Below are 21,569 nucleotides of genomic sequence, written 5' to 3' on the forward strand. Positions count from 1 at the left end.
GACCGTGACATGCCGCTGCTGGAGCCCAAGCCGGACGCCTTCCGCCCGGGCCCGGAGCGTGCCCCCTCCCCCGACCGGGTGCCGGACCTGCTGGCACGCGGCACCCCCGGCAGCCTGCGCGACGAGCTGATCGCGGTCCTCGGGCCCGACAAGGTGCTGTGGCACGTGTCCGACCTTGTGAGATATGCGTCGGACGCCAGCCCCTACCGGTTCGTACCGCAGGTGGTCGTGGTCGTGGAGGACATCGACGACGTCTCGGCGATCCTGTCGTTCGCGCACGGCAAGGGCCGCGAGGTGGTCTTCCGGGCGGCCGGGACCAGCCTGAACGGCCAGGCGCAGGGCGAGGACATCCTGGTGGACGTGCGCAGGCACTGGGCGGGGATCGAGGTCCTTGACGACGGCGCCCGCGCCCGGGTACTGCCCGGCACCACCGTCGCCCGGGCCAACGCCACGCTCGCCCGGTACGGCCGGGTGCTGGGTCCCGACCCGGCGAGCGCCGTCGCGTGCACCATCGGCGGTGTCGTCGCGAACAACGCGTCCGGCATGACGGCCGGCATCCGCCGCAACGCCTACCGGACCGTCTCCTCGCTCTCCTTCGTCCTGCCGAGCGGCACGGTCGTCGACACCGGCGACCCCGCCGCCGACGAGGAGCTGGCACGCGCCGAGCCCAAGCTGTGCGAGGAACTGCTCGCGCTGAAGGCGGAGATCGAGGCCGACGAGGCGCTGACGGCCCGTATCCGCGCCAAGTACGAGATCAAGAACACCAACGGCTACCGTCTCGACGCCTTTCTGGACGGCTCGACACCCGTCGAGATCCTGCGGGGACTGATGGTCGGGTCCCAGGGGACGTTCGGCTTCATCTCCGAGGTCGTGTTCGACACCCTGCCCCTGGACCGCGAGGTGTCCACGGCGATGCTCTTCTTCCCCTCCCTGCCGGCCGCGGCGGCGGCCGTGCCGCTGTTCACCGAGGCCGGGGCGCTGGCCGTCGAGCTGATGGACGGCCATACGCTCCGTGCCTCCGTGAGCGTGGAGGGGGTGCCCGCCGACTGGGCGGAGCTGCCCCGGGGCACGACGGCGCTGCTGGTGGAGTTCCGCGCGCCCGACCGGGTGACTCTGGAGGGCCGGGAGCGGACGGCGGAGCGGCTGCTCCGGTCGCTGGAGCTGGTGGCCCCCGTCGCGTCGGTGACGAACACGTTCACCCGCGACACCGCGACGATCGGCGGCTACTGGAGGGCTCGCAAGGCGTTCGTGACGGCGGTCGGCGGATCCCGTCCCAGCGGTACGACGCTGATCACCGAGGATTTCGCGGTGCCGCCGGGGCGGCTCGCGGAAGCGTGCGAGGCGCTGCTGGCCCTGCAGTCGCGGCACGGCTTCGACGCTGCCGTCGCGGGGCACGCCGCGCACGGGAACCTCCACTTCCTGCTGGCCTTCGACGCGTCCGATCCGGCGGACGTGGACCGCTACGCCGCCTTCATGGACGAGTTCTGCCGGCTCACGGTCGAACGGTTCGACGGGTCCCTCAAGGGCGAGCACGCCACCGGCCGCAACATCGCGCCGTTCCTGGAACTGGAGTGGGGCCCCGAGGCGACCGAGCTGATGTGGCGCACCAAGCAGGCCATCGACCCCGACGGCGTCCTGGCCCCCCGGATCGTCCTGGACCGCGATCCCCTGGCCCATCTGCGGGGTCTGAAGACGATTCCGAAGGTCGAGGCGGTCGCGGACCCGTGCATCGAGTGCGGTTTCTGCGAACCGGCCTGCCCCAGCAAGGACCTGACGACGACACCGCGGCAGAGGATCGTGCTGCGGCGGGAGATGATGCGGCAGAGTCATGGATCGCCCGTCGAGGACGCGCTGGTCGCGGCGTACGGCTATGACGCCGTGGACACCTGTGCGGGCGACTCGGCCTGCAAGCTGGCCTGCCCGGTGGGCATCGACACCGGTGCGCTCATGAGGGGCTTCCGGCACCGGCGCAATTCACGACGCGAGGAGCGGACGGCGGCGCTCGCCGCTCGTGACTTCAAGGTGGTGGAGGTGTCGGCCCGGCTCGCGGTGGGCGCCGCCGGCCGGCTGGGCGACCGGCTGGCGGGATCGGTGACGGCGTTGGTCCGCAAGGCCGTCAGGCCCGACCTCGTCCCCGAGTGGCTGCCGGAGATTCCCGGCCCGGCGGCGGCCAGGCTCCCCCGTACGGAGCGGACGCACGCGGTGGCCGTCTACTACCCGGCCTGTGTGAACCGGATCTTCGGCGAGCCCGACGGGCACTCCGGGCCGTCCCTGCCGCAGGCGGTGGTGGCGCTGTCGGCGCGGGCCGGGCGACCGGTGTGGATCCCCGAGGACGTGGTGGGAACCTGCTGCGCCACCATCTGGCATTCCAAGGGGTACGACGAGGGCAACCACGTGATGGCCGACCGGATCGTCGAGGCGGCGTGGGGCTGGACGGCGGGCGGACGGCTTCCGCTGATCGTCGACGCCTCGTCGTGCGCGCTGGGGATCGGCCGGGAGGTGGTGCCGTACCTCAGCGAGCACAACCGCGGGCTGCACGGGGAGCTGACGGTGATCGACTCGATCGTCTGGGCCGCGGACGAGCTGCTGCCGCGCCTCGCCGTACGGCGCACGGTGGGCTCGGCGGTGGTGCACCCCACGTGCTCGATGCACCATCTCGGCGACGCGGACCGGCTGACGGTCATCGCGGAGGCGTGCGCCGACGAGGTGGTGGTTCCGGACGACGCGGGGTGCTGTGCCTTCGCGGGCGACCGCGGCATGCTGCACCGGGAACTGACCGAGTCGGCGACGGCCCGTGAGGCAGCCGAGGTGCGGGCCCGGTCCTTCGACGCGCATCTGTCCGCGAACCGCATGTGCGAGATCGGCATGGACCACGCGACGGGCCGCCGCTACTACTCGGCACTGCTGGAGCTGGAGCGCGCGACCCGCCCCTGAGGAAGCGGCACCGGCCCGGCCCGCGCCCGATCGGCGGACGCGTCCGGCGCGCCCGTACGTCCCCGTGTGCCCGTGCACCGGAGGCCCCGCCCCTCCCGAACGCACCCACCGGTGCCGCCCACCGGCGCCCTCCGCGGGTCCGCCGGTCTTCGCCCCCCCCTGCGCGGTCACGGCGATGCGCGGGCGGGGGCTCCCGCCCATGGCCGGTCCGGTGAGAAGAGTCCATGGGCCCGTTCCAAGAGTCCAATCGGCGCTCTTGCGCGCCACGAGCCCCAACAGCCAGGGTCCTTCCCGGGATTCATGAACCAGCCACGCACATCACGTACTGGAGGTTCGATGAACGACGCAGAACCGGGGAACCAGGGCTCGGCCGACGACTCCCCCACCACCCCCAGCCGACGCTCCGTCCTGAGGACCACCGCGGGCGTGGCAGGCACCGGGCTGGGCCTCGGCGCGCTGGGCGGCACGGCCGCCGCCGCCGGGCACCCGGCCTCGCCCGCCCCCGGCACGGCCGCCGCGGCCCCGGACTCCGCACCCCGGCGCCAGGGCCGCACAATGGCCGGTGTCCCCTTCGACCGGCGCGGCACCGTACGGGTCGGCATCGTCGGGCTGGGCAACCGCGGCGGCAGCATGATCGACCTGTTCCTGGCCGTCCCCGATGTGCGGGTGGTCGCGGTCTGCGACCCGGTCCGGGCGAAGGCCGAGGCGGCGTCGGCCAAGGTCGTCCGGGCCGGCCGGCCGGCACCGGCCGTCTACACCAGCGGTGAGGACGACTACGAGAACCTCTGCGAGCGCGGCGACATCGACTTCGTGTACGTGGCCACTCCGTGGGAGTTCCACTTCGAGATGGCGAGAACGGCCATGCTCAACGGCAAGCACGTCGGTGTGGAGTGCCCCGTCGCGATGCGGCTCGACGAGCTGTGGGAGCTGGTCGACCTCTCCGAACGCACCCGCCGCCACTGCATGCAGCTGGAGAACTGCTGTTACGGCAGGAACGAAATGCGGGTGCTGCGGATGGCACACGCAGGCAAGTTCGGCCAACTGCTGCACGGCGCCGGTGCGTACAACCACGACCTGCGCGGGCTGATGTTCTCACCGACGTACTACGAGGGGCCGTGGCGCCGGCTGTGGCACACCCGGCTGCGCGGTGATCTCTACCCCAACCACGGGTTCGGCCCGGTGGCCAACTACATGGACATCAACCGGGGCGACCGGGCCGTCAGCATCAGCAGCTTCGGAACGCCCGCGCTCGGGCTCGCCGAGTACCGCGAGGCCAACATGGCGCCCGGCGACCCGAGCTGGAAGGAGACGTACATCGAGAGCGACCGGACGATCAGCATGGTGCAGACGGCCAGGGGCCGGGTGATCCGGCTGGAGCATGATGTGTCGACACCACATCCGTACAGCCGCATCAACAGCCTCGGCGGCACGAAAGGTGTGTTCGAGGACTACCCGGAGCGCATCTACATCGAGCCGGACCACCAGGACGACCGCTGGGCCGACTTCTCGGCGTACGCGGCCGAGTTCGACCACTGGCTGTGGAAGGAACACGCCAACCCGCCCGGCGGCCACGGCGGCATGGACTACATCATGGTGTTCCGTCTGATGCAGTGCATGCGGCTCGGGCTCGTCCCGGACTTCGACGTGTACGACGCGGCGACCTGGACGGCCCCGGTCCCGCTGAGCCACGCCTCGATCAAGGCGAAGGGCGCTCCCCAGCAGATCCCGGACTTCACCCGGGGCGAGTGGCGGAAGGCGCGGTCCGGAATGGACTCGGCCAAACCCGCCTGACGGCCCTCGCGGGGGCCCGGTCCGCACCGGCCGGGCCCCCGCGCACCGACCGGCCGCCTCAGCAGCGCCGGCGGTCCAGCGTCAGCGTCCCCTGAGCGGTCCGCAGATGGCGGTCGTGGCAGCCCTCCGACCCGTACAGCCGGTAGCGCTCGGACGTGGTGCCGACCGCGTGCCGCCGGTCGCGGGGTACACCCGCGGTGTACGTGGCGTCGCCCTCGTACGCGTCGTCGTGCCGCGACCACGCGAGCCGCTTCCCGCCGCGTACGTCGACGGTGGCCGTGTCGGCGCGGTCGCCCAGCGCGAGCACCGTGCGCAGCCGGTCACCGGCGCCCAGGGTGGTCTCACCGTCCATGGTGTACGTGCGGTGGGTACGGGTGACGGCATGGCCCGCGGTCACCGTCTCCCGGTCGGTCCAGGTCGCCTCCAGCGCGTCCAGTCGCTCGTCCTCGGTCCAGCGGTGGACGGAGGAGTTGGCGACGGCCCGCGTCACGGTGGTGGTGACCCTCCCGTGCGAGGTGTCGAGGTGTCCCGCGACGGTGAGCCGATGGCTGCCCTCGGCGTCCAGCCGGTGCACCGCACCGGGCGTGTGGCGGGTGGAGCCGCGCGGTGCGCTCTCCTCGTGGCGGGTCAGCGCACCGGTGACGGCCTCCCTGCCCTCGTCCTGCCACACGAGCACGTTGGTGGGCGTCGACCAGCCGGGCCGTCCGGCGGGCACGCCCGCCACCTGGACCTCGACCCGGTGCGGGCGTCCGTCGTTGAGGAGGGCCGCGAAGGGGGTCAGGTCGTAGACGAGCGGCTTGATGTCGAAGGCGCGCGGGGCGGGGGTGACGTACCAGAGGAACGGGTTGGACCAGCCGCCGGTCCACACCGTCGGGAACGGCGCGGCGATGCCGGCGAGGGTGCCGTCGACCGAGAGCCGCACCTCCCGGTAGGGGCCGTCGGCCGCCCGGCAGGAGTAGGGCAACGTGTCCGGGACGCTCAGGTACCAGTACTCCTCGCAGCCGCCGCCCGAGCCGGTCGCGTACACCTCGGCGAGGATCCGCTCGGAGTTGCGCGGCGTGGTGAGGGCCGTGGAGTCCAGGGTGAGCACCCGGTCCGGCACGTCGTCGGAGGCGCGGTCGTCGTCGGCGGGGTCGTCGGCGGCGTGGAAGGTGAGCGTGACCCTGACGTCCAGGACGCCGGTGTAGGTCTCGTCGACGACGTTGCCGATGAGCATCTCGACCGGCTGGGGCCGCCGCAGGGTGTCGCTGTACCGGGTGACGTCCTTCTCCACCGACCAGGTGATGCCGTCGGGCGAGGGTTGCGGGGTGGAGGTCCGGAAGATCTCCACCCCGCCGATGGCCAGGTGGCCCAGCCGGTCGTACTGCCGTCCCTTCACGCTTCCCTCCAGACGCAGCACCACGGCGCTCCACCGGCTGCCGCACTTCTCGGGGGGCCGGTAACTCCCCCGGTAGGGCGTGAAGTCGCGGAACTGCGCCTGGGCCACCGTCACTTCGCAGGACCGGCCGGAGGAGGGGCGGGCGACGGGCGGAGCGGCGGTGACCGGGTCGTGCCAGTCGGTACCGAACTCGTCGGGCGGAGCCTCCCTTTCCGAAGGCCGCGGGGCGGGGGCTTCGGGGGCGGGTGCCGGCGTCCGCTGGGACGGTGTCCCGGGGGCGGCCGTCGGCGGCCGGGGCGGGGTCTGTCCGGCGGCCGCCGGTGGCGCGGTGAGCAGCGCACCGGCGACCAGCACCAGCCCTCCGAGCATGCTCATGACTCTGCGATGTCTCATGGGTCAGGAGTGAAGCGCGGGCCGGGCAGGGCCACCAGGGCCGGATGCCCGGCCTTGGCGCGTTCTGTGCCCGGGCACGGAAAACCAATTGCCGGGGGTGCGAACACAACGCGAAAATTGCACGGTTTGAGCCAACCGACCGTCGATGCGATCCCTGGGACGCCATGCAGATTCGAGATCTCCCGTACGCAGATCCAGGTGACCCCGACATCAGGTCGGGCACACGGTTCCTCCTGTGGCTCGGGCGCAATCAGATGGGCGGCCAGGTCAAGTCCCTGTGCTGGGGCCTGCTGAACCAGCTCGGCATCGCCGGCCTGCCGGTCGGTGTGGGCCTCGCGGTCCAGGCCGTCGTGGAACGCTCCGCGGAGCGGCTCGCCTGGGCCGGCCTGGTGATCGCCCTGCTGGGGGCGGCGATCGCGGTGGGCGACACCATGCTCCACCGGACGGCGGTGACCAACTGGATCACCGCCGCCGCCCGGGTGCAGCAGCTGCTGGCCCGCAAGACCGCCGAGCTCGGCTCGCTGCTGACCCGGCGGGTCGCCGCGGGTGAGGTCGTCGCCGTCTCCACGGGCGATGTGGAGAAGATCGGCTGGTTCGTGGAGGCGCTCTCGCGGTTCGCCGCGGCGGCGGTCACCCTGGTCGCGGTCTGCGTCGGGCTGGTGCTCTACCAGCCCGCGCTGGGCGGCGTGGTGGCCGTGGGCATCCCGGTGCTGGCGCTGGCCGTCCTGCCGCTGCTCCCCCGTGCCACCCGGCGCGCGGACATCCAGCGGGAGAAGGCGGGGCGCGCCACCGAGCTTGCCTCGGACACCGTCGCCGGACTGCGGGTCCTGCGCGGGATCGGCGGCGAGGACCTCTTCCTGGACCGCTACCGCGAGGCCTCCCAGGAGGTGCGCAGGGCCGCCGTGCGCAGCGCCCGGATGTGGGCGCTGATCTCGGGCATCCAGGTCCTGCTTCCGGGTCTGCTGCTGATCGGTGTGGTGCTGTACGGGACCGGGCTCGCCCTCGACGGCCGGATCACCGTGGGGGAACTGGTCACCGTCTACAGCACGGTCATGCTGACGCACTACCCGCTGCGCCACTTCGAGGAGATCGCCATGGCGTTCTCCTTCTCGCGGCCCTCGGCGAGGCGGGCCGCGCGCGTGCTGTCGCTGACCCGTACGACCACCACGACCGGGACGCACGGGCGACCGAGCGGTGATCTGTACGACCCGGTGACCGGGCTGCTCGCGCCGACCGGTCTGTTCACGGCCGTGGTGTGCGGCGACCCGGACGCGGCCGGAAGGCTGGCCGACCGGCTGGGCGGCCACCCCGCTCCGGAAGCGGCTGATCCGGCTGCCGGCTCCGCTGCGACGGCCGGTGCGGCAGGTGCGGCAGGTGCCGGGGACGAACCGGACGCCGCGGGCAGGACCGTCGGCTCCGATCGCGTCCGTGACGTCCCGGACGCACACGTGTCCGTGCTGCTGGGCGGGGTGCCGCTGGACGAACTGGCCCTCGACGACGCCCGCACCGCCGTCCTCGTGCAGGACAAGGACCCGATCCTGCTCTCCGGCACCCTGCGGGAACTGCTGGACGTGCCGTCGAACGGCACGGTCACCGCCGGGGAGGCGCTGGCCGCCGCCCAGTGCGGCGACGTACTGGACGCGCTGGCCCAGGCGTCGGCGGACGCCGACGGCGACCCGATGGACACCCGCATCACCGAGCGCGGCCGTTCGCTCTCCGGCGGGCAGCGGCAGCGTCTCGCGCTGGCCCGCTCGCTGGTCACCGACCCCGAGGTGCTGGTCCTGGACGAGCCGACGTCGGCCGTGGACTCCCACACCGAGGCACGGGTCGCGGCCGGTGTCCGCCGGCTGCGCACGGGCCGGACGACCGTGGTGCTCGCCTCCTCGCCGCTGCTGCTCGACCTGGCGGACCGGGTGGTGCTGGTGCACGGGGACGCGGTGGTCGCGGTCGGTACCCACCGCGATCTGCTGCGCGCCGAGCCGCTCTACCGGGCCGTGGTCACTCGCGACACCGACGAGGAACTGGCCGCGGCGCCCGCCGCGCGACCGGCCGAGGTACCCGCAGAGATGGAGGAGTCGGCATGATCGGTATGGCGCCACCGGAGTACGACCCGGCGGCCCCGGAGTCCGCGACGACGCTGCCCGTCGGCACCTCCGCGACCGTCCGCGGCTATGTGCGGGAACTTCTGCGCCGCCACCGCGGGGCCTTCGTCCTGCTCGTCGTCGTCAACGCGGTCGCTGTCGTCGCGTCGATGGCCGGTCCGTATCTGCTCGGCTCGCTGGTCGACAGGATCGCGGAAGGGGCGCGCGACCTCCGGCTGGAGTCCACCGTCGTGGTGTTCGCGCTCGCCCTGCTCGTCCAGACCGTCTTCGTGCGGCTGGTACGGCTGCGCGGCGCCGTGCTCGGCGAGGAGATGCTGGCCGATCTGCGCGAGGACTTCCTCGTACGGTCGGTACGGCTGCCGCCGGGGGTGCTGGAGCGGGCGGGGACCGGCGATCTGCTCTCGCGCATCACCACGGACATCGACCGGCTCGCCAACGCCATGCGGGAGGCCGTGCCGCAGCTCGCCATCGGCGTGGTGTGGGCGGTGCTCCTGATCGGCGGCCTCACGGTGACCGCCCCGCCGCTCGCCCTGTCGGTCCTGGTCGCCGCGCCGCTGCTGATCGTGGGCTGCCGCTGGTACTTCAGGCGGGCGCCCGCGGCGTACCGCTCGGAGGCCGCGGGGTACGCGGCGGTCGCCGCCGTGCTCGCCGAGACCGTCGACGCGGGCCGCACCGTCGAGGCCCACCGCCTCGGCGCGCGGCGGATCGGGCTGTCGGACCGGCGGATCAAGGAGTGGACGGCCTGGGAGCGGTACACGTTGTACCTGCGCTCGGTCCTCTTCCCCGTCATCAACCTCACGCACGTCACGGTCCTCGGCTCGGTGCTGATGATCGGTGGTGTCTTCGTGCTCCGGGGCTGGATGGACGTCGGCCAGCTGACGACCGGCGCGCTGCTGGCCCAGATGCTCGTGGACCCCATGGGGATCATCCTGCGCTGGTACGACGAGCTCCAGGTCGCCCAGGTGTCGCTGGCCAGGCTTGTCGGCGTGCGCGAGATCGAGCCGGCCTCGGGGGACGAGGCGCTCCGTCCCGAGGGGCGCGAGGTGCGGGCGGAGCGCGTGCGCTTCGGCTACCGCGAGGGCGTCGACGTGCTGCACCAGGTGTCGATGGACGTGGCACCCGGGACGCGGCTCGCCCTGGTCGGCCCGTCCGGTGCGGGCAAGTCGACGCTGGGCCGGCTGCTCGCCGGGATCTACGCCCCGCGCACCGGCCAGGTCACGCTGGGCGCGGCCGAGCTGTCGGGAATGCCGCCCGAGCGGGTGCGCGAGCACGTGGCGCTGGTCAACCAGGAGCACCACGTCTTCGTCGGCTCCCTGCGGGACAATCTGCTGCTGGCCAGGGCCGGTGCGCGGGACGCCGAGCTGTGGGCGGCGCTGGCCGCGGTCGACGCGGACGCCTGGGCCCGGGCGCTGGACGACGGCCTGGACGCCCAGGTCGGTTCGGGCGGGCTGGCCCTCACCCCGGCGCAGGCGCAGCAGATCGCGCTGGCGCGGCTGGTGCTGGCCGATCCGCACACCCTGGTCCTGGACGAGGCGACCTCGCTGCTCGACCCGCGGGCGGCCCGGCACCTGGAGCGGTCCCTGGCCCGGGTGCTGGAGGGGCGGACCGTGGTGGCGATCGCGCACCGGCTGCACACGGCCCATGACGCGGACGTGATCGCGGTCGTCGAGGAGGGCCGGATCAGCGAACTGGGCAGTCACGACGAGCTGGTGGCGGCGGACGGCGCGTACGCCGCCCTGTGGCGGTCCTGGCACGGCTGACCGCGTCGGCCCGGGACGAGCGGGGCAGACGGCCGGGGGCCGGACCGCGTCGGCCCGGGAGCGGCGTCGGCCGCCCCCGGGCCCGGGACCGTGTGCGGCGTACCGGGGCGCGGGCCGCACCGGCGCACCGGACGGTACGGTGCGCCGGTGCGGCCGGTCCGGAGCGGGTCCGCGTCAGCCGCCGTGGACCTCCAGCGCCGTGCGCACCGCTGACTCCAGCGCCCCCTCGATCCAGGCGGGCTTGATCGAGGTGTGACAGCCCGCGAAGTGCAGCGGACCTTCCGGTGTGCGCATGTCGGGGAAGATCTCCGTGTGCTGGCCGGGCAGCAGGACGGACGCCTCGCCGTAGGCGTACGGGTCGCGCTGCCAGCTCTGGGTGCGGCCGACGCCCGTGAAGAAGACCTCCAGCCGCTTCCCGTACACCTCCTGCATGCCGCGCAGCGCCAGGGCGTAACGGGCCTCGTCGTCGTAGGAGTCCCAGCGCCTGGCGTCGTCCGCCCAGCTGTAGGAGGCGAGGACGACGCCTCCGTCGCTCCCGGGCACCGGGTGGGACGGGTTGAACATGAAACGGTTCGGGTTGTCGGTCACCGAGCCGCCGCCGATGACGTCCGCGGCCTCGGGCTGGTCGCGGGAGACCCAGGCGTTCGCGGCGTAGTGCGTGCGCTGGGCCTCCGAGAGGTATCCGCGGGGCACGGAGGGGTGCTCGCCGAGCAGACGCCCGTCGTCGGGGACCTGCCCCTTGCGGTACTTGTCGTACAGTCCGGGCTCGATGGCGTCGAGCTCGCGCCGCCAGTCGTCCTCGCTCATCTCCCACCAGCGGCGGCTGAATTCCAGCAGCACCTTGGTGGCACTGTCGTAGTGCACCTCGTTGACGGCGCGACGCTTCCCGTAGGACAGCTGGGGCGAGATCTGGATGTGCCGCAGCCCCGAGAAGGGAACGGTGACGATGGCCGCGTCGCCGGTGAACCGTTCGCGGACGACCTTGCCGTCGCGTCCCTCCGAGACGGTGTCGACCCGGACCCGGTCGCCGTCCTCATGGGTCTCGATCCGGGTGACGCGCCGGTCGAAGCGCACGAGGTCGCGCACCTCGTCGAGGAGGGCGTCGGCGAGGACCGCGGTGCCGCCGTCGAGCTCGTAGAACGCCGTGCCGGGGCTGATCAGGGACGCGCTGATGAAGCTGTGGAGGAACGACAGCGGCAGCCGGGACGTCATGTTCTCCAGCGTCCCGATCAGGTCGATCGTGCGCGCGTCGAGCTTCGCGTACTCGGTGAGGAAGCGGTACATCGACCAGTCGCCGAAACGCTGCAGGACGCGGGCCCAGCCTTCGAGCAGCTCGGGCATCGGCTTGTTGACGCGGGTGCCGTCGGGCTGGAGCACGCTGTACTCGTCGCGGACGGGGTCCAGGGCCTTGCGCACGATGTCCGCCGCGGGGACCTTCTCGTACTTCGCCGGGACACCGAACGAGCGATTGATCGCCAGCGGGTTCCTGGCGTAGTCGGCGCGCCGGGCCCTGATGCCGTTGACGCGGATCCAGGTGCGGTGGAGCGGCTTGCCCTGTGGGTCGACGTCGACGTAGTGGAAGGGCCTCCGCTTGATCCCGAACCTGTCGATCAGTCCGATGACCAGCGGATGGCTGCCGGGAATGCGCATGGCGCCGGCCTCGGCGTACTGCTTGGGGTCGGCGAACGGCTGCTTCGCCTTCTCGTGGCCGCCCGTGCGGAAGGTCTTGATGCGGCCGCCGGCCCGGTTGCCGTTGGCCTCGATGACCGTGACGCGGTGGCCCGCCCGCCGCAGCAGGGCCGCGGCGGCCATGCCGGCCGGTCCCGCACCGATGACCAGGACCTTCTTGGGCGCGGAGCGGGTCTTGGGCAGGCCGTCGTGGAGCAGGATCTTCTCGTAGCGCGGGACCAGGGGCTTGTCGTCCTCGTCCAGGACCAGCAGGGCGCGGGCGACCTTCAGGCAGGTCTGCCAGTCGGCGGTGGACCGGGCGGCGGCGGGTGCGGCCGACACCGGGGCGGCGGATGCGGCCGTCCGGGCCAACGCGGCCGAGGCCGCCCCGGTCAGGGCGACGGCGGCGGCCGTACCGGTGCCGGCGGTGAACCGGCGGCGCGTCAAAGGGTTTTCATGCATGCCCGGTAGAACTAGATCTTGTTCGGCCCGGGAGCGGGTAAGTATGCCGATTCACCCGAACGGGACGTGCGGCTCGGCGGCGCCCGGGGAGGGGCTCGGGAGCGGTGAGGCCGCTGCGGGTGGATACGCCTAGATGAAGTTCAGCGCCGCGGCCCCGCCCACACCGCCGAGCAGCATGAAGGCCGGCATCAGCACCTTCAGCTCGACCCAGCTGCCCGCCCGGAACCGCAGCCCCTTCGGGGGTCCCAGCGGGTACCAGCGCTTGCGGCCGATCGGGATCGGCCACAGGATCGGGCAGCCGGAGACGGTCAGGGCGTCGCCGATGTCGTGGACCAGCGCGCCGAGCACGATCGGCAGTCCGAGCCACAGGTACTCCTGGCCGGGCGCGGAGAACAGCCAGTCCGAGCCCTGGCCGGGCTGGTCCAGGACGCCCGCCAGGATCCAGGCGCTGGTGGCGCCCAGCAGCCACACCAGGACGTCGCTGGAGACCCGCGCGGCCCGCCACAGCAGCCCCTCCACCGCGAGCACCAGGTGGACGAAGAGGAGGGCGAGGACGGCCCAGCGGCCGCCGGTGACGGCCAGGGCCGACGCGCCCGCGCCGATCAGGACGGCCCACAGCCAGGTGTGCGTGAGGGTGCGGTGACCACCGCTCCTGCGCGGGTCGCCCTGCTTCTTCGTGGCCTTGTAGACGGCGTACGAGAGCTTGTCGACGATCTCGCACAAGCCGCGGGATATGGGGCCGAAGGCGCGCGAGATGGTCGCCGACTTGTGATCGAGGTCCGGGGCGAGGGCCGCCCCGGCGCAGATCAGGGCTCCTACGACGAGTACCGGCCAGGGCATCGGATGGCCCGCCGCGGCGGTCGCGGCTCCCACGCCCAGCCAGGCGGCCGCCCCGGAGAGTGAGTGCGCCGGTCCCATCATGTGCGTGCCCGCCCCGTTTTTCCTGTGGTGATGCCGAGTTGACGGGACAGCCTATCGCTCATGATCTTCATACCGGTGGCCGGTTCCCTCATCCGGGCGGAAGCCAGGCAAGATGGGGGGCGTGACCCTTATCGATCAGCTGCCGCCGGATGCCGACCCCGATGCCCTCTTCGAGTCCTTCTCCTCATGGGCCGAGGAGCAGGGCATCACGCTCTATCCGGCCCAGGAGGAGGCGCTGATCGAGGTGGTCTCCGGGGCCAACGTGATCCTTTCCACCCCTACCGGATCGGGAAAGAGCCTGGTCGCGGCGGGTGCGCACTTCACGGCGCTGGCCAACGACCAGGTCACCTTCTACACCGCGCCGATCAAGGCGCTGGTGTCGGAGAAGTTCTTCGACCTGTGCAAGCTGTTCGGCACGGAGAACGTCGGCATGCTGACCGGCGACGCGTCCGTGAACGCCGACGCCCCGGTCATCTGCTGCACGGCCGAGGTGCTCGCCTCGATCGCGCTGCGTGACGGCAAGGACGCGGACGTCGGCCAGGTCGTCATGGACGAGTTCCACTTCTACGCCGAGGGCGACCGCGGCTGGGCCTGGCAGATTCCGCTGCTGGAGCTGCCGCAGGCACAGTTCGTGCTGATGTCGGCGACGCTCGGTGACGTCTCGATGTTCGAGAAGGACCTGACCCGCCGCACCGGCCGCCCCACCTCGGTGGTCCGCTCGGCGACCCGGCCGGTCCCGCTGAGCTACGAGTACCGGCTCACGCCCATCACCGAGACGCTGACCGAGCTGCTGGACACCAAGCAGGCCCCGGTCTACATCGTCCACTTCACCCAGGCACAGGCCGTCGAGCGCGCGCAGTCGCTGATGAGCATCAACATGTGCACGCGCGAGGAGAAGGACAGGATCGCCGAGCTCATCGGCAGTTTCCGCTTCACCACCAAGTTCGGACAGAACCTCTCGCGCTTCGTGCGGCACGGCATCGGCGTGCACCACGCGGGCATGCTGCCCAAGTACCGCCGCCTGGTCGAGAAGCTCGCCCAGGCCGGTCTGCTGAAGGTGATCTGCGGTACGGACACGCTCGGTGTCGGCGTGAACGTGCCGATCCGCACGGTGCTGTTCACCGCGCTCACCAAGTACGACGGCAACCGGGTGCGGACCCTGCGCGCGCGTGAGTTCCACCAGATCGCGGGCCGGGCGGGCCGAGCCGGGTTCGACACGGCCGGCCTCGTCGTCGCGCAGGCGCCCGAGCACGTCATCGAGAACGAGAAGGCGCTCTCCAAGGCGGGGGACGATCCCAAGAAGCGGCGCAAGGTGGTGCGCAAGAAGGCCCCGGAGGGCTTCGTCGCCTGGTCGGACACCACCTTCGAGAAGCTCATCGGCTCCGAGCCGGAGCCCTTGACCTCGCGCTTCCGGGTCACCAACGTCATGCTGCTGTCGGTGATCGCACGGCCCGGCAACGCCTTCGACGCGATGCGCCGCCTCCTGGAGGACAACCACGAGCCGCGCAAGGCCCAGCTGCGCCACATCCGCCGGGCCATCGCGATCTACCGCTCGCTGCTCGACGGCGGAGTGGTCGAGCAGCTGGACACACCCGACGCCGAGGGCCGCACCATCCGGCTCACCGTCGACCTCCAGCAGGACTTCGCCCTGAACCAGCCGCTGTCGACGTTCGCGCTCGCCGCCTTCGACCTGCTGGACCCCGAGTCGCCGTCGTACGCCCTGGACATGGTGTCCGTCGTCGAGTCGACCCTGGACGATCCGCGCCAGATCCTCGCCGCCCAGCAGAACAAGGCGCGCGGCGAGGCGGTCGGGCAGATGAAGGCCGACGGCGTCGAGTACGAGGAGCGCATGGAGCGCCTCCAGGACGTCTCGTACCCGAAGCCGCTGGAGGAGCTCCTCTGGCACGCGTACAACGTCTACAAGAAGTCGCACCCGTGGGTCGGCGACCACCCGGTCTCCCCGAAGTCCGTCATCCGTGACATGTACGAACGGGCCCTGACCTTCACGGAGTTCACCTCCTGGTACGAGCTCGCGCGCACCGAGGGCATCGTGCTGCGCTATCTGGCCAGTGCGTACAAGGCGCTGGAGCACACGATCCCGGACGATCTGAAGACCGAGGACCTGGAGGACCTGATCGCCTGGCTGGGCGAGATGGTGCGCCAGGTCGACTCCAGTCTGCTGGACGAGTGGGAACAGCTCGCCAACCCGGAGGTGGAGACGGCCGAGGAGGCCCAGGAGAAGGCCGACCAGGTCAAGCCGGTCACGGCAAACTCCCGCGCCTTCCGGGTCCTCGTGCGCAACGCGATGTTCCGGCGGGTGGAGCTCGCCGCTCTCGACCAGGTCGCCGCACTGGGCGAGCTGGACGCGGGCTCCGGCTGGGACGAGGACGCCTGGGGCGAGGCGATGGACGCGTACTGGGACGAGTACGAGGACCTCGGGACCGGCCCCGACGCGCGCGGCCCCAAGCTGCTGGCCATCGAGGAGGAACCGCAGCACGGGCTGTGGCGCGTCCGGCAGACCTTCGCCGACCCGAACGGCGACCATGACTGGGGCATCAGCGCGGAGGTGGATCTGGCGGCCTCCGACGAGGAGGGCCGGGCGGTCATCCGCGTGACGGACGTGGGCCAGCTGTCGGGGAACTGAGACGAGTGACGGAACCGAGGACACAAGAGACATAAGGGACATAAGGGACATCGAGAGGACAGCATGACGAACCCCGCAGAGAGACTCGTCGACTTGCTCGACCTGGAGCAGATCGAGGTCGACATCTTCCGCGGCGCCAGCCCGCAGGAGTCCCTGCAACGGGTCTTCGGCGGCCAGGTCGCCGGCCAGGCCCTGGTGGCCGCCGGACGCACCACCGGTGGCGACCGGCCGGTCCACTCGCTGCACGCGTATTTCCTGCGCCCGGGCATTCCCGGCGTGCCGATCGTCTACCAGGTCGAGCGGGTGCGGGACGGCCGCTCGTTCACCACGCGGCGGGTCACCGCGATCCAGCGGGGCAAGACGATCTTCAACCTGACGGCCTCCTTCCACCAGCCGGAGGAGGCGGGCTTCGAGCACCAGCTGCCGCCGCGCCAGGACTTCCCGCTCCCGGAGACCCTCCCCTCGGTCACCGACGAGATCCGTGAGCACCTCGGTGAGCTGCCGGAGGCGCTGGAGCGGATGGCGCGGCGCCAGCCGTTCGACATCCGCTACGTCGACCGGCTGAGGTGGACGAAGGAGGAGGTCGAGGAGGCCGACCCGCGCAGCGCGGTGTGGATGCGCGCGGTGGGGCCCCTGGGCGACGACCCGCTCGTGCACACCTGCGCGCTGACGTACGCCTCCGACATGACCTTGCTGGACGCGGTCCGCATCCCGGTCGAGCCCCTCTGGGGGCCGCGCGGCTTCGACATGGCGTCGCTGGACCACGCGATGTGGTTCCACCGGCCGTTCCGGTCGGACGAGTGGTTCCTGTACGACCAGGAGTCGCCGATCGCGACCGGCGGCCGGGGTCTGGCGCGCGGCCGCATCTACGACCGCGAGGGCCGTCTGCTGGTCTCCGTGGTGCAGGAAGGTCTCTTCCGCCGCCACTGAGGCGGCGCGTGGCCGCCGCCGGGCCGGATGGCCGGACCGGCAGGGCGGCGTGCTTTGATCGAGCCGGTGACGAGCCCCCCTTTCGACGAGGAGTTCCCGATGAGCCTGTACGACATCCCGCTGCGCACGCTGTCCGGAGAGACGACCGGTCTGGCCGCGTTCAAGGACACGGCGGTCCTGGTGGTCAACGTGGCCTCGAAGTGCGGTCTGACCCCCCAGTACGCGGGCCTTGAGCGCCTGCAGCAGAAGTACGCCGAGCGCGGCTTCACGGTGCTGGGCGTGCCGTGCAACCAGTTCGCCGGCCAGGAGCCGGGGAGCGCGGAGGAGATCCGGACCTTCTGCTCGGCGTCCTACGGTGTGACGTTCCCGCTGCTGGAGAAGACGGATGTCAACGGCGAGCAGCGGCACCCGCTGTACGCGGAGCTGACCAAGGTCGCCGACGCCGACGGCGAGGCCGGGGACGTCCAGTGGAACTTCGAGAAGTTCCTGATCTCTCCGCAGGGCGAGGTCGTCCGGTTCCGGCCGCGCACGGAGCCGGAGGCCCCGGAGGTCGTGGCGGCGATCGAGGCGCGGCTGCCGCGCTGACGACGTCCGTGAAGCCCCGGTCCCGGCCGGGGCTTCCGTGTGTACGCCGCCCGGCTCCCCGGACGGGCAACTGCACCCGATCGGCGGGCGGGCGGACGGGGCCGCGGGTGGAAGGAGCACTCTGTGAGCTCACTACCGCCCTCAGGGCCGCCGACCGGGCCCCTCTCCCCCACCCCGCCGCCCCGGCCCGATCCCGGACCGCCCCCGGGACAGGGAGGAGGCCCGCGCTGGCGCTCCAAGCGGTTCCTGGTGTGGCTGGTCGTGGGCGTCGTGATCGTGGTGGCCGCGGCGGTGGTGCTGGTCCCGATGCTCGGCGGGAAGGACGAGAAGCCGAGCAGGACCCCCGAGGAGGCGAAACAGCTGGCGGCGGCCGTGGCCGCGCGGTCGGCGGACTGGGGAGCGGGATTCACCGATGGCGACGAGAGCTACGACACGGGTGAACTGGTTCCGCAGCAGGACTGCAAGGTGGTTCTGAAGGCCGACCGCCCGGGCACCGTCGTGTCGTTCAATCGCACCGCGCTGAAGGGTGACGCCATGGGCGGGTACTCCGAAGTGTGGGTGTTCGAGGACGAGGACAAGGCGAAGACGTTCGTGGACGACTTCGAGGACGGAATCCACCGCTGCCCGGCCCAGACGTACGGCGAGGCCCGCTACGGCAGCATCCGCGAGGGCGCGACCGGGCAGCTCACGGGGTTCGAGGAGGTCGTGGCCGAGCAGGGCGTCCTTCTCGTGGACGACTACGGGACGAAGATGAACCAGCCGTACAGCACGATCACGGGCTGGTCGGGCGAGGTCGTCCTGCTCACCTACCTGCTCGGGCCGACGGGCAAGGAGAAGGACGTCCACGCCATCGCCCTCAGCACGCTGCAGAAGATGCAGAAGCGCCTGGCCGAGCAGTGAGCCTGCCAGGCCCGCGCACCTGACCTCATGCCCGTCACGGCTCGCCGACTCCGTCAGGCCACCGCGCTGAGCGTGTCCACGAGCCTGCGGCGGGCGGCGCGGGCCGCCGGGAGCACCGCGAGGGCGACGGCGCCGAGGACGGCGGCCGCGCCGATGGTGACGAGCTGGAGGAGCGGCGGGGCGTGGGCGATCCCGGCGCCGATGCCGCTGGAGCGGCCCTCGCGGTCGATCAGCCAGTTCGCCAGGGGTACCCCGAGGGCCGTTCCGGCCACCGCCGCGGCGAGGGCCGTGCAGCCCACGGCCGTCACGGTGACCGCGGTGATCTGGCGCGGGGAGAGCCCGATGGCCTTCAGCGCCAGCAGGTCGCGCCCGCCCTCCCGGACGGTGCCACCGATCACGGTCGACAGCTCGGTCAGCCCGATCAGGGCCAGCACGGCGATCAGGCCGGCCACGACCCCGCGCAACGGCGAGAGCCGGTCGGTGGGGCTCGTCACCTCGTGGATGTCGAGCCGTCCCCGTGAGCCGTCCGCCAGAGCGGCGCGTACGTCCCCCGGGTCGGCGCCGGGGCGCAGCCGGAGCTGGTAGAGGGTGGGGCGCAGGGCCGGGTCGTTCTCGCGCAGGGTCTCCAGCGAGGTGGAGATGACCCGTCCCGCGTTCTCCGGTTCGATGCTGCGGCCCACGAGGTGCAGGACCTGCGGATGACCGCCGACCGTGACGCGCACCCAGTCCCCGACGCGTACGCCGAGCAGGTCGAGCAGTCCCTGTCCCGCCACGGCCTCGTCGGGGCCGGTGGCCGGGCGGCCCTCGGCGATCGTGTACGGGTACGGGTCCTGGTGGGTGCCGAGGCCGCGCAGGGCGATCGTGCCGGTCTGGCCGGGGACGAGGGCCGCCACCTCCAGGCCGGGGTGGACCGCGGCGACCCGGTTGTCGCGGGTGAGCAGGGTGCGGGCCTCGCGGTCGTCGACGCCTTCCTCGGCCCGCGCGGTGAGGGGGGCGGCGAGACCGAGCTGCTCGGGCCTGCTGTCGAAGCGTTCGATGGTGCTCCAGGCGCCGAGGGCGACCGTGATCAGGAGCAGCGGCAGGGCGAGGCGGACGATGGTGGCGGGGGCCCGTCGGCCGCGGGCGAAGGCCCGGTGCCAGCCCAGGACCAGGACGGGCGGCACCCGCAGCCCGAGCGCCCTTCTCGCCGGGGCGGACAGTCCGCCGCCGGCGGACGCCGCGGCGGGCAGTACCGGCACGGGCGGTACCCGGCCCGCGCGCCAGGCGGCGAGGCAGGTGGTGGCCCCGATGAACAGTACGGCGGCGACGGGCACCGCCAGGAGCGCCGCGGTGTGTCCCGGCAGTCCTTGCCAGGTCGCGATCGCGTCCCCGAGCCTGCCCGGGACCCGGCTGCCCAGTGTCTCGACGATCACGGCGGCGAGAGTCGCGCCGAGTACCGCGAACGCCAGGTGCTGGACGAGGAAGACCCGGACCAGCTGGCCCGGGGTGAAGCCGATGGCCTTCAGCACGGAGATGTCGCGGAGGTGCCCGCGCACTCGGGTGCTGATGGCTCCGAACACGGCGAGCGCGGCGGCGATCAGCGCGCCGAGGCCGAAGAGCCCCAGCACCTGGCCGAGCAGCCTGGTGTCGCCCTGCGCCTCGGCCCGGGCCTGCTGCCAGCTGGAGACGTCGGTGACGGCCCCCGCCCCGAGGGCGGTCACCGCGCGCTGCACCGCGTAGTCCGTGTCGTCGGGCTCGGTCAGCAGCAGTCCGACGACCTGGCCGTCGGCGCCGCGCAGTGCCGGCGGCAGCGCCCAGACCGTGCCGAGGCGCTCTCCGGGCCGGTAGCGGGGTTCGGCGCTGTCGGCCACGCCGAGAACCGTGACGGTGCGGGCGCTGTCGGGGAGGGTGAGGCGGTCGCCCGGCTCGGCCCACAGGGCGCGGGCGAGGCTGGACTCGAGGACGACGCCGTCGGGGACCGCGGGGTCGAGCCAGCGTCCCGAGGAGAGGAGGGGGCGGCCGGTCGAGGGCGGCCGGTCGCCGGTGGCGCGCAGTTCCGCGCCGGCCCGCGCGCCGCGCGACTCGACGGTGACGGAGGCCGTGCGATAGGGGCCGGAGAGGGCCCGTACGCCGTCCAGCGCGGCGAGCCTGCCGGTGTCGGCCTCGGGTCCGGTGCGGATCCAGACGTGGGCTCCGTGGGACTGGGCGAAGATCCGCTGCCACGGGTTGGTGGCGTATCCGAACAGGGCCGTCGCGAGGAGGAGGGAGGCGACGATGCCCGCGGTGGCGGCGACGAGGAACAGCGCCTCCCCCCGGTGCGTACGAAGATCGGCGTGCGCCCAGCGCAGCATCGCCCGCACGGGTCAGTCCTTCAGCTCGAGTACGCCGGAGAGCCCGGTGCCGCGCGCCGGCGTGCCGCCGAGCTCCGCGTCGTCGGCTATCCGGCCGTCGAAGAAGCTGATCACCCGGTCCGCCGCGCTGGCGAGCCGCGCGTCGTGGGTGACGAGCACGATGGTCTGGCCGCGCTGGTGGAACCGGGACAGCAGGCGCATCACCTCGCGGGTGCCCTTGCTGTCGAGGCTGCCGGCCGGCTCGTCGGCGAGCAGCAGTCTGGGCTGGTTGACCAGGGCGCGTGCCAGGGCGACGCGCTGCTGCTCGCCGCCGGACAGTTCGCCGGGCATGGAGCGGGCCTTGTGCTCCAGGCCGAGCTCGGCGAGGAGCTTCTCGCGCTCGGCACGGGCCTGCCGGGAGGAGGTGCCGGCGAGCAGGGCGGGGAGTTCGACGTTGTCGGCGACGGTCAGGTTGGAGACGAGGTTGAAGAACTGGAAGACGATGCCGATCCGGCGCCGTCGCTCGACCGCCCAGCGGGCCTCGCTGTAGCCGTCGGTGCTTTCGCCGTCGAGCAGGAGGGTTCCGCCGTCGGGGCGCTGGAGGCCGCCGAGGAGGTGCAGCAGGGTGGACTTCCCGGCGCCCGACGGTCCGGTGATCGCCACGAATTCGCCGCGTCGCACGGTCAGGTCGACCCCGCGGACGGCATGGGCGGGGGCGCCCTCGCCGTGGTGGGTCTTGACCAGGCCCCGGGCGAGCAGCAGCGGGTGCGGGGTGTCGCCGGACGCCTCCGT

At 72.5% G+C, this 21,569-nt stretch carries 13 protein-coding genes; 8 read left to right on the forward strand and 5 right to left on the reverse strand.

The features are described 5' to 3' along the window. Positions 1-9: 9 nt before the first annotated feature. Together PUR26_RS23525 and PUR26_RS23530 are read left to right on the forward strand one after the other, a co-directional pair. Positions 10-2,934: an FAD-binding and (Fe-S)-binding domain-containing protein gene (locus PUR26_RS23525; RefSeq protein ID WP_329874650.1), complete on the forward strand. Its 2,925-nt coding sequence runs from the start codon at positions 10-12 to the stop codon at positions 2,932-2,934. Between the two features lie 336 nt (positions 2,935-3,270). Continuing rightward, positions 3,271-4,725: a Gfo/Idh/MocA family protein gene (locus PUR26_RS23530; RefSeq protein ID WP_329874652.1), complete on the forward strand. Its 1,455-nt coding sequence runs from the start codon at positions 3,271-3,273 to the stop codon at positions 4,723-4,725. Positions 4,726-4,783: 58 nt separating this feature from the next. Here PUR26_RS23530 and PUR26_RS23535 read toward each other — a convergent pair whose 3' ends face one another. Next, a complete protein-coding gene (locus tag PUR26_RS23535; protein WP_443077147.1) occupies positions 4,784-6,439 on the reverse strand; it encodes a peptide-N4-asparagine amidase in 1,656 nt (551 codons plus the stop codon). Between the two features lie 221 nt (positions 6,440-6,660). Here PUR26_RS23535 and PUR26_RS23540 point away from each other — a divergent pair, with 221 nt between their 5' ends. Continuing rightward, entirely contained in the window at positions 6,661-8,580 is a 1,920-nt protein-coding gene (locus PUR26_RS23540; RefSeq protein ID WP_329874654.1) for an ABC transporter ATP-binding protein, read from the forward strand. Further along, the gene (locus tag PUR26_RS23545) at positions 8,577-10,358 is read left to right on the forward strand and encodes an ABC transporter ATP-binding protein (protein ID WP_329874656.1); all 1,782 of its coding nucleotides are present in this window, start codon (positions 8,577-8,579) and stop codon (positions 10,356-10,358) included. The genes PUR26_RS23540 and PUR26_RS23545 overlap by 4 nt, the downstream gene beginning before the upstream one ends. 174 nt (positions 10,359-10,532) lie before the next feature. Here PUR26_RS23545 and PUR26_RS23550 read toward each other — a convergent pair whose 3' ends face one another. Together PUR26_RS23550 and PUR26_RS23555 are read right to left on the reverse strand one after the other, a co-directional pair. Further along, positions 10,533-12,488, reverse strand: coding sequence for a flavin monoamine oxidase family protein (locus PUR26_RS23550; protein WP_329874658.1), 1,956 nt, complete (start codon positions 12,486-12,488; stop codon positions 10,533-10,535). 129 nt (positions 12,489-12,617) lie between these two features. Next, the gene (locus tag PUR26_RS23555) at positions 12,618-13,409 is read right to left on the reverse strand and encodes a metal-dependent hydrolase (protein ID WP_329874660.1); all 792 of its coding nucleotides are present in this window, start codon (positions 13,407-13,409) and stop codon (positions 12,618-12,620) included. A gap of 112 nt (positions 13,410-13,521) precedes the next feature. Between PUR26_RS23555 and PUR26_RS23560 the strand changes: the two genes are divergently transcribed. The 4 genes from PUR26_RS23560 to PUR26_RS23575 all read left to right on the forward strand — a co-directional run bounded on the left by PUR26_RS23560 (position 13,522) and on the right by PUR26_RS23575 (position 18,468). Then, entirely contained in the window at positions 13,522-16,053 is a 2,532-nt protein-coding gene (locus tag PUR26_RS23560; protein ID WP_329874662.1) for a DEAD/DEAH box helicase, read from the forward strand. A 63-nt stretch (positions 16,054-16,116) separates the two neighbouring features. Then, a complete protein-coding gene (locus tag PUR26_RS23565; RefSeq protein ID WP_329874664.1) occupies positions 16,117-16,983 on the forward strand; it encodes an acyl-CoA thioesterase in 867 nt (288 codons plus the stop codon). 99 nt (positions 16,984-17,082) lie between these two features. Further along, positions 17,083-17,568, forward strand: coding sequence for a glutathione peroxidase (locus PUR26_RS23570; RefSeq protein ID WP_329874958.1), 486 nt, complete (start codon positions 17,083-17,085; stop codon positions 17,566-17,568). A gap of 123 nt (positions 17,569-17,691) precedes the next feature. Beyond that, positions 17,692-18,468 (forward strand): hypothetical protein, encoded by a 777-nt coding sequence (locus PUR26_RS23575; RefSeq protein WP_329874666.1) that lies wholly within the window; start codon positions 17,692-17,694, stop codon positions 18,466-18,468. 53 nt (positions 18,469-18,521) lie between these two features. On the opposite strand, the gene PUR26_RS23580 is transcribed toward PUR26_RS23575, so the two are convergent. Next, positions 18,522-20,807 (reverse strand): ABC transporter permease, encoded by a 2,286-nt coding sequence (locus PUR26_RS23580; RefSeq protein WP_329874668.1) that lies wholly within the window; start codon positions 20,805-20,807, stop codon positions 18,522-18,524. A 3-nt stretch (positions 20,808-20,810) separates the two neighbouring features. Beyond that, complete coding sequence (locus PUR26_RS23585) at positions 20,811-21,539, reverse strand: ABC transporter ATP-binding protein (RefSeq protein WP_329874960.1); 729 nt, start codon at positions 21,537-21,539, stop codon at positions 20,811-20,813. Positions 21,540-21,569 lie beyond the last annotated feature (30 nt).

It is taken from the genome of Streptomyces sp. SP18CS02, from assembly GCF_036322365.1.
Lineage (GTDB): Bacteria > Actinomycetota > Actinomycetes > Streptomycetales > Streptomycetaceae > Streptomyces.

Bases quoted from the DNA above. Each gene is read 5' to 3' on its own strand.
- PUR26_RS23525 (WP_329874650.1), top strand. From the start codon at position 10: ATGCCGCTGCTGGAGCCCAAGCCGGACGCCTTCCGCCCGGGCCCGGAG.
- PUR26_RS23530 (WP_329874652.1), top strand. From the start codon at position 3,271: ATGAACGACGCAGAACCGGGGAACCAGGGCTCGGCCGACGACTCCCCC.
- PUR26_RS23540 (WP_329874654.1), top strand. From the start codon at position 6,661: ATGCAGATTCGAGATCTCCCGTACGCAGATCCAGGTGACCCCGACATC.
- PUR26_RS23545 (WP_329874656.1), top strand. From the start codon at position 8,577: ATGATCGGTATGGCGCCACCGGAGTACGACCCGGCGGCCCCGGAGTCC.
- PUR26_RS23550 (WP_329874658.1), bottom strand. From the start codon at position 12,488: ATGCATGAAAACCCTTTGACGCGCCGCCGGTTCACCGCCGGCACCGGT.
- PUR26_RS23555 (WP_329874660.1), bottom strand. From the start codon at position 13,409: ATGATGGGACCGGCGCACTCACTCTCCGGGGCGGCCGCCTGGCTGGGC.
- PUR26_RS23560 (WP_329874662.1), top strand. From the start codon at position 13,522: ATGGGGGGCGTGACCCTTATCGATCAGCTGCCGCCGGATGCCGACCCC.
- PUR26_RS23565 (WP_329874664.1), top strand. From the start codon at position 16,117: ATGACGAACCCCGCAGAGAGACTCGTCGACTTGCTCGACCTGGAGCAG.
- PUR26_RS23570 (WP_329874958.1), top strand. From the start codon at position 17,083: ATGAGCCTGTACGACATCCCGCTGCGCACGCTGTCCGGAGAGACGACC.